The sequence below is a fragment of the Streptomyces sp. SCSIO ZS0520 genome, from assembly GCF_025643355.1.
GTDB classification, from domain to species: Bacteria; Actinomycetota; Actinomycetes; order Streptomycetales; family Streptomycetaceae; genus Streptomyces; species Streptomyces physcomitrii.
The window spans coordinates 1-11,652 of record NZ_CP092644.1; the positions used below are offsets into that span (position 1 = coordinate 1).

Annotated in this window: 8 protein-coding genes; 5 read left to right on the forward strand and 3 right to left on the reverse strand. The window is 69.0% G+C overall.

The features are described 5' to 3' along the window. Nucleotides 1-489 precede the first annotated feature (489 nt). Nucleotides 490-2,280 carry a serine hydrolase domain-containing protein gene (locus tag MID12_RS00005; protein ID WP_263163905.1) on the reverse strand — a complete coding sequence of 597 codons (1,791 nt, stop codon included), beginning with the start codon at nucleotides 2,278-2,280 and terminating at the stop codon, nucleotides 490-492. Nucleotides 2,281-2,771: 491 nt separating this feature from the next. Between MID12_RS00005 and MID12_RS00010 the strand changes: the two genes are divergently transcribed. From MID12_RS00010 to MID12_RS00025, 4 genes are all read left to right on the forward strand, one after another. Beyond that, nucleotides 2,772-3,293 (forward strand): hypothetical protein, encoded by a 522-nt coding sequence (locus MID12_RS00010; protein WP_263163907.1) that lies wholly within the window; start codon nucleotides 2,772-2,774, stop codon nucleotides 3,291-3,293. 898 nt (nucleotides 3,294-4,191) lie between these two features. Next, nucleotides 4,192-5,187, forward strand: a complete 996-nt coding sequence (locus tag MID12_RS00015) for a helix-turn-helix domain-containing protein (protein WP_078844647.1) — start codon at nucleotides 4,192-4,194, stop codon at nucleotides 5,185-5,187. Between the two features lie 272 nt (nucleotides 5,188-5,459). Continuing rightward, entirely contained in the window at nucleotides 5,460-6,995 is a 1,536-nt protein-coding gene (locus tag MID12_RS00020; RefSeq protein ID WP_257786907.1) for an FAD/NAD(P)-binding protein, read from the forward strand. 115 nt (nucleotides 6,996-7,110) lie between these two features. Further along, entirely contained in the window at nucleotides 7,111-7,920 is an 810-nt protein-coding gene (locus MID12_RS00025) for a class II aldolase/adducin family protein (protein ID WP_205616918.1), read from the forward strand. A gap of 100 nt (nucleotides 7,921-8,020) precedes the next feature. Here MID12_RS00025 and MID12_RS00030 read toward each other — a convergent pair whose 3' ends face one another. After that, entirely contained in the window at nucleotides 8,021-9,541 is a 1,521-nt protein-coding gene (locus tag MID12_RS00030) for an MFS transporter (RefSeq protein ID WP_263163913.1), read from the reverse strand. A 204-nt stretch (nucleotides 9,542-9,745) separates the two neighbouring features. On the opposite strand from MID12_RS00030, the gene MID12_RS00035 reads away from it, so the two are divergent. Beyond that, nucleotides 9,746-10,366: a TetR/AcrR family transcriptional regulator gene (locus MID12_RS00035; protein ID WP_263163915.1), complete on the forward strand. Its 621-nt coding sequence runs from the start codon at nucleotides 9,746-9,748 to the stop codon at nucleotides 10,364-10,366. A gap of 16 nt (nucleotides 10,367-10,382) precedes the next feature. On the opposite strand, the gene MID12_RS00040 is transcribed toward MID12_RS00035, so the two are convergent. After that, nucleotides 10,383-11,603, reverse strand: a complete 1,221-nt coding sequence (locus MID12_RS00040; protein WP_263163918.1) for a styrene monooxygenase/indole monooxygenase family protein — start codon at nucleotides 11,601-11,603, stop codon at nucleotides 10,383-10,385. Nucleotides 11,604-11,652: the final 49 nt, after the last annotated feature.

Below are 11,652 nucleotides of genomic sequence, written 5' to 3' on the forward strand. Positions count from 1 at the left end.
CGCGCCGCCGCTACGCGGCGGCAAATTCCCGTGCTCCGCACGGGAATTGACGCCCCGTCACTCCGTGACGGGGCTTTCCTAAATCGCTCCGCGATTTAGGAAGAAGAATTCGCTCCGCGAATTCAAAAGCGCAGCGACAAGACGGGGTCCTCGGCGCAGAACGTTCCCGTCTGGTTGAATTTCTCTTCAAACAGAAAAGCCTTAGTTTCCAACTCTTGAGTAATTAGCCTAGAAACAGGGCCAGTTGACGATTTACTATCCCGCAGTTCCAAGACGACACCGCAGCACAATAATTGCACGAACTACCCCGGCCCCCGTTCAAGTCCAAAAGCAGGGCTCACAGTTCGTCTCCTGGGGCCCGGAAATACCGTAGGCCGTTGGCGGAGCATCACGTCCCGCCAACGGCCTACGGTCATGAGAACAGGAAAAAAGAGTCCTGGACGATTGGCCAGTCGTACTGTTCTCCGTGCTTTCTGATCCGCTATCAGTTCAGTGGTGGTCGCTCGGAGGCAGCTCGGCGAAGCCGGTTGCGGTCAGGTGGGCGTTTAGCTTTTCGGTGTTCAGTAGGGTGCCGGAGTCGTCGGTGACTTTCAGGCGGGTGAGGTTTACTCCGCGGCCTTCGTATGTCTGGTCGGTGGTGTAGCGCCAGCGCAGTTGGAGGCCTTTGGTGCCGGGCAGTTCGGTGTGTACTCGCCACCAGGCGCGTGCCGACTGGCCGGAGAGGGTGTTGACGGGACCGGATGGTGCGCCTTTTCCGGTAGCTCGTAGCTTTACCTGGTTCCAGGTGGTGCCATTGTCGGTGCTCGCTTCCAGGGAAAGGAGGTCGGTGGGCTCGGTGTTGATGAAGGAGCGGAAGTCGATGTCCACCGTGCCGGAGGCGTCGAGTTTTTCGGTGGTGAGCGTGCTGGTGGTGGCGCCGGTCTGGTGGGAGTACCAGGAGCGGCTGGGTGTCGGGAGGGGCATTGCTTGGGCGAGGGCTTGGGTGATTCCTCGTCGGGCGGTGTTGGTGGAGGGGGTGTTGCGGCTGGGGTGGACGCGGTTGGTCAGGAGGATGGCGAAGGAGCGGGAGGCGGGGTCGATGACCAGGGAGGTTCCGGTGTAGCCGGTGTGGCCGAGTGTTTGGGGTCCGGACAGGCCGCCCATGTACCAGATCTGGTTGAGTTCGAAGCCGAGGCCGTGGGAGTCGTCCGGGAAGGCCTGGTTGAAGTTCTCCTCCATCAGCTTCACTCCGTGTTCGCTGAGGAGGCGGTGGCCTTTGTAGGTGCCGCCGTTGAGGAGGGTTTGGGCCAGTACGGCGAGGTCGTCGACGGTGGAGAAGACTCCGGCGTGGCCGGCGATGCCGTTCAGGGACCAGGAGTTTTCGTCGTGTACCGAGCCGCGGACCATGCCGCGTGCCGGAGTGGTCTGGTATTCGGTGGCGGCGATTCTGGGGAGTTTGGATTTCGGGGGGTTGTAGCCGGTGTCGGTCATGTGGAGCGGTTTGGTGATGTTTTCGCGGACGAGTTCGTCCAGTGATTTTCCGGTGATTTTTTCCAGGACCAGTTGCATGGTGAGCATGTTCAGGTCCGAGTACAGGTAGGTGGTGCCGTGGGGGTTGATGGGTTTGGTGTCGAGGATGGCTTGCTTGCGGGAGGGGATGTCGGGATAGCCCTGCCAGAGCGAGGGCACCGGGTCGGCGTCGAATCCCGAGGTGTGGGTGAGCAGTTCCTTGATGGTGATGTCGCTTTTGCCGTTGGCGGCGAATTCGGGCAGGTAGTGGGCGACGGGTGTGTCCAGGTCGAGGGTGCCTGTTTCGAGTTGTTGTACGGCTATCAGTGAGGTGAAGAGTTTGGAGATTGAGGCGAGGTCGTAGATGGTGTCGGTGCGGGCCGGCACTTTCTGGTCGTCGGGGAGTTCGTGGGTGGCGTCGGCGTATTTGACGGCGTGGCCGGTGGTGCTGCGCTCGACGACGGTGCCGTTGTGTGCCATCAGGGTGGTGGCACCGGGGAATAGGTAGTTCTCGCCGCTGGCCGGGTTGGTCCAGGTGGCGAGTGAGCGTTGGAATGCCTTGATGGGGCCGGTGTCGAGTCCTGCGTGTACGGGGGTTCCGGGGCGTAGCACGGTATTTGCTGGGGCGAATCCGTGGTAGGGGCGGTCGAATCGGGCTCTGGTGTTGTGGTGTGGGGTTGTTGGGCCGGTGGTGGTCTTGTCGGAGGGGGTGAGGGGGGCGTCGGTGGCGCTGGCGGGGAGGGCGACGGCGGTGAGCAGTGCGACTGCTGCGGTGGTGGCGGGTATGCGCATGGGGGCCTTCAGGGGTGAGTTGGGGTACCGGCAGGGTGCGTTGGGGGTTGGGAGAGCGGCTCGGGTTTCAAGTGGGCCTGGAGCGCAGGGTGTTCACGCGCTGGGTGCCTGTGGTGGAGGAGGCGGCGGCTCGGTTGAGGCTCGGGGTCGCGAGGGTGCTCAGGCCGGCTTCTTGGGTGAAGGCTGTCGTCGCGGCGAGCGAGGGGTCGCGCCTCTCCACCACTTGTCAGGCTCATGCCACCGACACTATCCCTCGCTGGCTCTTGGCGTACCGACCGGAGCCGAACCCGCGAACGCCCCAGCCCGTGCCGCGAGTTCCACGGTGAGGGAAGCTTTGGTTCTTCCGCAAGAGACTGGCGAGACCCTCTGCGGGCCCTCTCCCGTCGGGGCACGCAGTGACTCCGTCCCGCGCGGCTTCGTACGAGGAGGGGGCATTGCCGGGGGGCTGGCTCTCACGCATCTGAGGTCTCGAACCGCACCATCCCCTTCGCGTGCAGGCGGGTGCGGCCGACAGCCCGATCACCTACTACGGCCCCGATGGCCAGGCGGTCGCAGGTATCTCGGTCGAGACCGACCATGTGGTGGTCGATGGCTACACCGTGGACGAGCCTTCCGCGCTCGGCGTCGAGAGGGAGGGAGAGGGCATCACGCTCCAGAACGTCTGGATCTCCCACCCGGTCGTCGGCGGCGACGGTGACGGGATGCGGTTCTTCGGCACCGATCTGAGGATCCTCGGCAACACGGTCACGGGCACCGGCAACGACAGCGGTCACGCCGACTGCATGCAGACCTTCGCCAGCGACACGCCCGCCAGCCACGACGTCCTGATCCAGGGCAACCGGTGCGAGGACATCGACAACATGGGGCTGATGGCCGAGGGTCCCAACGAGGGCTGCGATCCCTGGTCAAGGCCTCGGACGACGGCGCGGGAGGTCGCGGCCCTGTATGGGGCCGGGCTCGGCTCGCGCCGTCGCTGCTTCCCCGTCTCTGGGGGGTTCCGGCCTCGGCGGTGATGTCCGCCTGCTGCGCCTACGGCATCGGCGGCCGGACGCCCGCCAGCCGTGTCACCGACCTCCCCGAGCAGCACGCCTGGAGCCCTCTCGGCTCCGGTCTGCTCGGCGGCGTTCTCGCCGCGGAGGACGTGGCGGCACGGGGTTCAGCGTCGCCGCGCCGCGCCGCAGCCCGGTTCGGTGATCGAGTACGTCATAGTCGGCGGGTGTCCGCTGCCAATCTGACGGTGTATCAGGCCGTCCTGCCGGAGGGGGCGGGGTGTGGCGGCCGGGATCTCCCTCGCTGATTTTGCGGTCGCCGGTGGTGTCCCCGTGCCCGTAGTCCTCGCGCGAAACATGGAAATCGGCAGGAGGAAAGGCCGGGTGCGGGGGAACTTGTGTCGCGTCGCGGGAGGGGAAGTTCTGCGCGGTGGAATATAAACACCGGTTCGGGTTCTGTGTTCGTCTCATGATCCAGAGGAAGAATCGGCTCGGGGTGCCGACCAATTTCTTGCGTCAAGGTGACACTTTTGGCCTCGGCGCTTGAGAATGTTTATCTCTGAAATCCGGGAGGGTGTCGTCCGGAGGGGCCTGATAATAATGCAGGCCATCACCGGTCGGCGCTGCAGAAAATCTTGGGCGATTAAAACGGAACACTTGCTTTCAATTCCGCTTCCGCTACTCGTTGCACAGTCGGGGGGCCTCCGGCTCGCCGATGCGTGCACAGAGAGTGAGGGTCTCCCCTTGACCCGTGGCCCGAATCGCGCTTTCCGTGACCAGCTCGTTACCCGCAGAGTTGCCTGGCCGCCGCTCCCCCGTTCACCTCCGTGACAACGAAGGGGTCCTCCATGCGCATGGAAAGCCGACATTTACCTGTTTTTCCCATCAGTTCAGCGCAGCGGGCAGAGACGGGACGGTGCTGATGAGCGCTGTGCAGGTCGATTCGCGTGGTCCGGTGCGGATCCTGCGCACGCAGGACTCGGGCTCGCACCGCGGCTTCCAGTTCTGGGGCGAGCTGGTGGCCGAGGCGTGCGGGCCGCTGCGGGTCTACCGCACGGAGCCGGGCAGCTTCCAGGGCGCCATCGCCACCGGTGTCTTCGGAAACGTGCAGCTCGCGGAGGTGCGGGCCAGTCCTCATGCCGTCGAGCGCACCGAGCTGCTGGCGAACCAGGCCGCCACCGCCTCGCTCCACCTGACCTGTGTGCTGGACGGTGAGGTGCAGGTCAGCCAGGACGAGCAGAGCGCCACGGCCCGTACGGGCAACCTCTTCTGCTACGACAGCTCCCGCCCCTACACCCTGCGTATGCAGCGGCCGATCCACATGGTGAGCGTGAAGTTCGACCACCGCCTGGTCGATCTGCGGGCGGGGTTCAAGCATCCGCTGCGGGCGGCCACCTGGTGCGGGGCGAAGGGGGCCAGCGTGCTCCTGGCCGGGCTGCTGCGCAGTGCGACGCTGCACATGGCCGAGCTCGACCGGGCGGTGGCGGACCGGCTGGGCGACAGTGTCGCCTGCCTGGTCAGCGCCGTGTGCTCGGAAGTGCTGGGGGGCGGCGGCCAGGACCCGGCCGTCGCGCGCCAGGCCCTGCTGCACCGGGTGAAGACCTTCGCCCGAGCCCGTCTGGGCGAGCGTGAGCTGAGCCCGCGGTACCTGGCCAGGAGCCACAACATCTCCCTGCGCTACCTGCAGTTGCTCTTCCAGGAGGAGGGCACGAGTCCGGCCCTGTGGATCCGCGGCGAGCGGCTGCGGCGCTGCAAGGAGGACCTGTCGGATCCGCGGACGGCGCATCTGACGGTGGCCGACATCGCGGGGCGCTGGGGGCTGGACAGCGCCTCGCACTTCAGCAAGCTGTTCCGGCAGCGCTACGGGGTGACGCCTCGCGAGTGGCGGCGGGGCCAGTCGCAGCCGGGCTCCGCATAGCGCCCGTCGTCCCCCAATTGTGCACACTCCGTCACCGTTCGGGCTGCTGTCCGCGGCCGGCGGTTCCGGGTAGGCGGCTCGTGTGCGCAAAATCGCTATTTCGTATGCGCGTCCGCATCAGAGAACGCGGCGGGAAACCGGGAAAATAGCTCCTGATTTCGAGGATGCGGGATCAGCCTCCCGACGGTTCGCCCCTTCTCAGAATCGGGCCTCTCCGGTCCCCCATCGGAAAGAAACCAGATTGTGTCCGCATCGTTGAACGGGGTTTTCGTATGCCGATTCCCGTGAGAATTGGAATAGTCGGAGGCGGGGCCTCCGCAGTGTGCATGCTCGATGCACTGAGTCAGCGGGACGAAGTTCCCGGGGCCGTCACGGTGTTCGACCCTTCTCCGCATCTGTGGCGGGGGCGGGCCTACCAGCCCGACGCGGCGACCTTGAGGGTGAACGCGCCGCCGGAGGACATGACCGTCCGCGACGGCGACCCGGAGCACTTCACGGACTGGCTGAAGGCGCGCCGGGTGGTGCTGGGCACCGGCCTGGACCACCTGGACCCCCTGTCCCGGATCGTCTTCCCGCCGCGGGCGCTGTACGGGGACTACCTCGAGCAGTGCGCCCGCAGTGCGCTGAGCCGGCTCGCGGCGCGCGGGGCCCGTATCGCGCTGGTGCGTGAGGCGGTGGTCGGCCTGGCCCGGCAGGACGGGGCGCTGCTGGCCCGTACCGGCGACGGCGGTCTGCATGTCCTGGACCAGGCCGTGCTGTGCGTGGGGACCGGCAAGCCCGCGGACCCGCACCGGTTGGAGGGCAGTCCCGGTTTCATCGCCGACCCGTACCCGGTGGTGCAGCAGCTGGCCGGTATCGGCCGCTCGGACCGGGTCGTGGTGGTGGGCAGCGGGCTGACGGCCGTGGACGTCGCGCTGACCCTGGCCGCCGCCGGGCACACCGGGGGGATCGCGCTGGCCTCCCGGCACGGGATTCTGCCGAGCGTGCGCCAGCGTCCCGTCGAGTACGACCTGCGCCACTTCAGCGCGGCGCACTTCAGGGCGATGGCCGCGCGCGGCGAGCGGCTCACCCTGGCGGACGCCGTGGCCCTGATGCACACCGAGCTGTCGGCCGCCGGTTGCGATGCCGGGGCGGTCTCGCGGGAGATCTCCTCGTGCGGACAGGAGGATCCGCTGGTGCGGCTGCGTCGGCAGACCGCGCTGGTGGACAGCGACGACATCGGGCTGCGGATCCTGCAGCGGGCGGTGCCGGACGCGGGTCCGGACGTGTGGCCGCTGCTGCCCGAGTTCGAGAAGTCGCAGGTGCTGGCGCGCCATTACCGCACGGTGATGAGCATGTGCTGCCCCATGCCCGCCTCCAGTGCGGCGACGCTGCTGCGGCAGGCCGATCGCGGGCTGTTCGAGGTGGTCCGGGGGGTGGAGAAGATCATGCCGCGTTCCTCGGGGGGCTTCGAGGTGCACAGCGAGGAGGGGCTGCGGGAGGCCGATGTCGTGGTCAACGCGGTCAGTCCGCCGGTGCACCGCATCCCGCGGGGTGCCGCGGCGCTCGTCCGTTCGCTGGAGGAGCAGGGGCTGGGTCTGCTGCATCCGCGCGGCGGGGTCCGGGTGGCGCGGGCCACCAGCGGGCTGCTGCGGGAGGGTGAGGTCGACCGGCAGGTCTACGCGTTGGGGGATCTGGCCTCGGGTTCGCTCTTCTTCACCTTCGGTGTCCCTTCTCTGGTGGACCGTGCGGTCGACATCGCCGAGGCCGTCCACCGGCAGGCCGCGCGCAGCGCCTTCGGGTCCGCGGACCCGGTGGTGGTGGCGTGAGCGCCGGCCCCGGCGGCGTGCGGCCGCCGGGGCCGCTTCGATCTCCGGCCCCGGGCGGGGCCGGCCGTCCCACACCCACCCCTTTCACCCCCCCCTTTTCTTGAGGAGAGATGGCGTGAGCGATACCGCGACAACCGACCGGGCCAGTTATCTGGCGGACACCCACACCGGGCTGCCGCTGCCCACGGAGCCCGTCTTCGCTTCGGTGGAGGAGGACCGCAGGCACCGCAAGCAGCGTCTGACGGCCGCGCTTCGCCTGTTCGGCAAGTACGGCTACGGGGAGGGGATCTCGGGGCACATCTCGGTGCGCGACCCCGAGCACGAGGACCGGTTCTGGGTGAATCCCTTCGGTGTCTCCTTCAGCCGGGTCAAGGTGCGTGATCTGATCCTGGTGGACTCCCGGGGCCGGGTGGTCGAGGGGCGTCACCGGGTCAATCCCAGCGCCTTCGTGATCCACTCCGCCGTCCACCGCCTCCACCCCGGGGCGACCGCCGCGGCGCACGGCCACACCCCCTACTCCCGTGCGCTCGGGGCGCTGGGCAGGCTGCTGGAGCCGCTGGACCAGGAGTCCGCGGCCTTCTACCAGGACCAGGTCTTCTACGGCGACTACGAAGGCCCCTCCATCAGCCTGGAGCAGGGGCAGGACATCGCCCGGCGCATGGACGGCAAGCGGGCGATCCTGCTGCGCCATCACGGGCTGATCACCGCGGGCGGCACGGTCGACGAGGCGGTGCACTGGTTCTTCACCTACGAGGCCGCGGCCCAGGTGCAGTTGCTCGCGGCGGTCGGCGAGGCCGAGCCGATGAACCACGAGCAGGCCCTGGCGGCCCGTGACGGGTTCGGGGACCGGCAGTTGGGCTGGTTCAGCTTCCAGCTGCTCTGGGACGAGATCGTCCATGAGCAGCCCGACTTCCTGGAGGAGTAGCGCGACCGGCGCCATGTGAAGAGGCTGCTCCCTCAAGGTTCTTGAGGGAGCAGCCTCTTGATGTGCGGGGTGCGCCGGGTGCGGTGGCGCGGGGGGTGGGTCAGGAGGCGGTGGCCTGTTCGGCGGGCTGTCCGTCGGGGGTGGTGCCGGGTGTGGTGGGGGGTGTGGTGCCGGTGCGCAGGCGGGCGGCGCCGGCGGCGATGGCCACCGCGAGGGCGGAGGCGGCGGCGATGGCGACGATGACCCAGGTGCCGTGGTGGTAGCCGGTCAGGGCCCTGGCGGGTTCGGAGGAGGCGTCCGCGTCGCCCATGCGGACGGTGACCACGGCCAGGACGACGGCGGCGCCGACCTGGTAGCCGGTCTGCAGGATGCCCGCGGCGAGGCCTTGTTCGGATTCGTCGACGCCGGTGGTGGCCTGCACGTTGGCCGCGGTGAAGGCGAAGGGGAAGCCGATGCCGATGAGCAGCATGCTGGGCAGGATCATCGTCCAGTACGAGGAGCCTTCGCCTAGGCGGAGGAAGAGCAGGAAGGCGACGGCGTAGGCGAGCATGCCGCCGAAGACGGGCCAGCGCAGTCCGGTGCGGCCGAGCCAGTTTCCGGCGCGGGGTGCGAAGGTGAAGATCATGAGGCCGATCGGCAGGAAGGCGACGGCCATCTCCATGGGTGACCAGCCGCGGTAGGACTGGAGGTAGAGGCTGCCGACGAACTGGTAGCTCATGTAGGTGCCGAGGATGGCGGCGGCGATGAGGCTGGCTCCCACCAGGGACTTGTTGCGCAGCAGGCCCAGGCGCAGCAGGGGCTGGGGGGCGCGGGCCTCGATGAGGGCGAAGGCGGCGAGGAGCAGGGCGGCGGCGGCGAAGACGCCGAGGGTGGGTGCGGAGAGCCAGCCTTCGGAGGGTGCTTGGACGATGCCGTAGACCAGCAGGAGCATGGCGGCGGTGACGGTGACGGCGCCGGCGCTGTCGTAGTGGCGTTTGGTGCCGTCGTGGGGCTGGTCCTTGGGGACGAGGAGGAGGGCGCCGATCAGGGCGGCGATCGCGACGGGGACGGAGAGCATGAAGGTCCAGCGCCAGCTGGCCTGGGTGAGGGCTCCGCCGACGACGACGCCGATGGAGTAGCCGACGGCGCCGCAGGCGGTGTAGATGCCGATGGCGCGGTTGCGCTGGGGGCCTTCGGGGAAGTTGCCGACGACGATGGACAGGGCGGAGGGTGCGGTCAGTGCGGCGCCGATGCCCATCACCAGTCTGCTGATGATGACCATGAGTCCGTCGGTGGCCAGGCCGCCGGCGAGGGAGCCGGCTGCGAGGACGGTGAGGCCGACGAGGAAGACGCGGCGTTTGCCGAGGAGGTCGGACATCCGGCCGCCCAGCAGCAGGAATCCGCCGAAGCCGAGGACGTAGGCACTGACCACCCATTGGGCGGCGGAGGTGCTCATGTCGAACTCGTCCTTGATCTGGGGTGTGGCGATTCCGACCATGATGTTGTCGAGTGCGTCCAGGGAGAACGCGCCGCACACCACCAGCAGCATCGCCCATTCCCGCAGTCCCCATCGCACGGGGGCGGGGGGTCCGCCCTTGGCGGGTGAGGCGCCGTCCTGGGGGACGTCGTCCGCGATAGCCATGAGCAAGTGTTCCTTCCGGGTCGGGGCGCCGTGCGGCAGTGGCCCGCACAGCGGGAGGGCAGGAGCGCGGGCCGACGGTAGAGTTGAGGGCAGGACGAATGGGTCGCCCCTCGGCCTTTGCGGGCAGAGTGGGGCGACACGCCTTCTGTAGTAGCCTCTACATAAGAAGTTATCGACCGGCTGACGCGCCGTCAAGGAGGTCATGTGGCCCGCACCGGACGTCCCCGCGGCTTCGATCGCGACGCGGCCCTCCACACGGCCATGCTGGTCTTCTGGGAGCGCGGTTACGAGACCACGTCGACCAACGACCTCAGTGCCGCTATGGGGGTCAACCCGCCGAGTCTGTATGCCGCGTTCACGAACAAGGAGCACCTCTTCCGCGAGGCCGTCGGGCTCTACGAGCGCACCGAGGCCCAGGCCTCGCAGCAGTTGCTGGAGGCGGCCCCCACCGCGCGGGAGGCGATCGCGGCGTTCCTGCACGAGAGCGTCGACCGGTTCACGTCCGAGGGCAAGCCCCGCGGCTGCATGATCGTGCTCGCGGCGACCAACTGCACCGCCGACCACGAGTCGGTGCGCGACTTCGCGATGCGGTGCCGTGCCCGCACCAAGACCACCCTCAAGGCGCGTCTGGACACCGCGGCCGGGGCCGGGGAGTTGGCCGAGGGCGCGGACACGGACCGTATCGCCGCTTTCTACACCGCCTTCCTCAACGGGCTGTCGCTGCAGGCGCGCGACGGCATGCCGCGCGCGCAGCTGCACGATCTGGTGGACATGGCGATGACCCTGTGGCAGGCCGCGCCCGCCGGCCTCTTTCCGGCCGGGTGAGGCGCGGGCTAGCCCGTCAGGCGGAGGTGACCCGGGCCAGCCAGGACTGCGCGGCCTCGGGGGACTTGATGGCCTGCCACATCGCCGCCGGGTCGTCGAAGTTGGCGACGAAGGCGTCGGCGACCCGCTGGTCGGCGGTGGCGGTGGTGAACAGGGCGCCCAACTGCTCCACCGGCGGGCCGATGTTGAGGTTGGACCAGGCCACGACCGGCTCGGCCGCCTGCCACAGCCGCTGCGCGGCGCGCTCGGCGAACGCGGTGTCGTAGGGGCCGCCGGCGGCGATGAGCCCGGCCAGTTCGAAGGCGCAGGCCGAGCCGAGGTTGGCGCCCTGCCCGGTCAGCGGGTCGTTGACGACCCAGGCGTCCCCGAGGGCCAGTGCGAGGCGGCCCGAGGGGAGGGTGGTCCAGGAGCGGCGGACCGTGGGGGTGATGCCGCCCTGGATGACATCGCCGGGGCGGGCGATGGCGAACTCGCCCTCGCTGATGCGCTCGCGCAGCTGCGGCGCGTGCTCGGCGACCAGGGACAGCAGGGTCTTGACGAAGCCGGCCGGGTCCGCGGCGTGGTCGTGGGCGGCGAGTTGTTCCAGGGGGCCGCCGGGCAGGGCCTCGACGACCATGCCGTGCACGGGCCCGTCGGCGGTCAGGATGCGGGTGGAGAAGATCTCCCCCGCCTCGCCGGCCTGGAAGTGGATCCAGCCCGGGTCGGTGGGGGCGATGCCGTGGAAGAGGCCGGCGGTCAGCACGCGCTGGGGCCGGGTGTAGGGGGAGCGGGCGGCGTCGCGGGGGAACAGGCCGGTGGAGGCGGTGCGGCCGCTGGCGACGACGACCAGGTCGTGGTCGTGGGAGATGCGGTCGATCCCGGCGGCGTCGGGGGTCATGATCCGCAGGCGGCCGCCGCGCTGGAGGTAGTCGGCGATCAGGCGGGGCAGGTACAGGCGCAGGTCGATGCCGCTGGCGGGGGCGTCGAGGCGGCCGAAGAAGTGGATGCCGGGTTCGCCGGGCGCCACGAAGTTCACCCCGTGGGTGTGGTGGTCGGCGGTGTCCCAGTGCGCGACGCCCAGTTCCTGTTCGCGGCGGCGGGTGGCGCCGAAGCGCACGGGAAGGCTCAGCGGGCGCCCCGCGGCGATCTCCTCGGCGCTGCGTTCGGCGTAGAGGGTCGTGCCCACTCCCGCCTGCTGCAGCCGCAGGGCCAGGTGCAGGCCCGAGATGCCTGCGCCGACGATGGCGATGTCGTGCATGGTGCTCCTTCGCGGGTTCGGATGTGCGCAAGGGCGGTGGTGGGGCGCC

Excerpts from the sequence above, each read along its gene's own strand:
- MID12_RS00030 (WP_263163913.1), bottom strand. The coding sequence starts at position 9,541 with ATGGCTATCGCGGACGACGTCCCCCAGGACGGCGCCTCACCCGCCAAG.
- MID12_RS00020 (WP_257786907.1), top strand. The coding sequence starts at position 5,460 with ATGCCGATTCCCGTGAGAATTGGAATAGTCGGAGGCGGGGCCTCCGCA.
- MID12_RS00040 (WP_263163918.1), bottom strand. The coding sequence starts at position 11,603 with ATGCACGACATCGCCATCGTCGGCGCAGGCATCTCGGGCCTGCACCTG.
- MID12_RS00015 (WP_078844647.1), top strand. The coding sequence starts at position 4,192 with ATGAGCGCTGTGCAGGTCGATTCGCGTGGTCCGGTGCGGATCCTGCGC.
- MID12_RS00005 (WP_263163905.1), bottom strand. The coding sequence starts at position 2,280 with ATGCGCATACCCGCCACCACCGCAGCAGTCGCACTGCTCACCGCCGTC.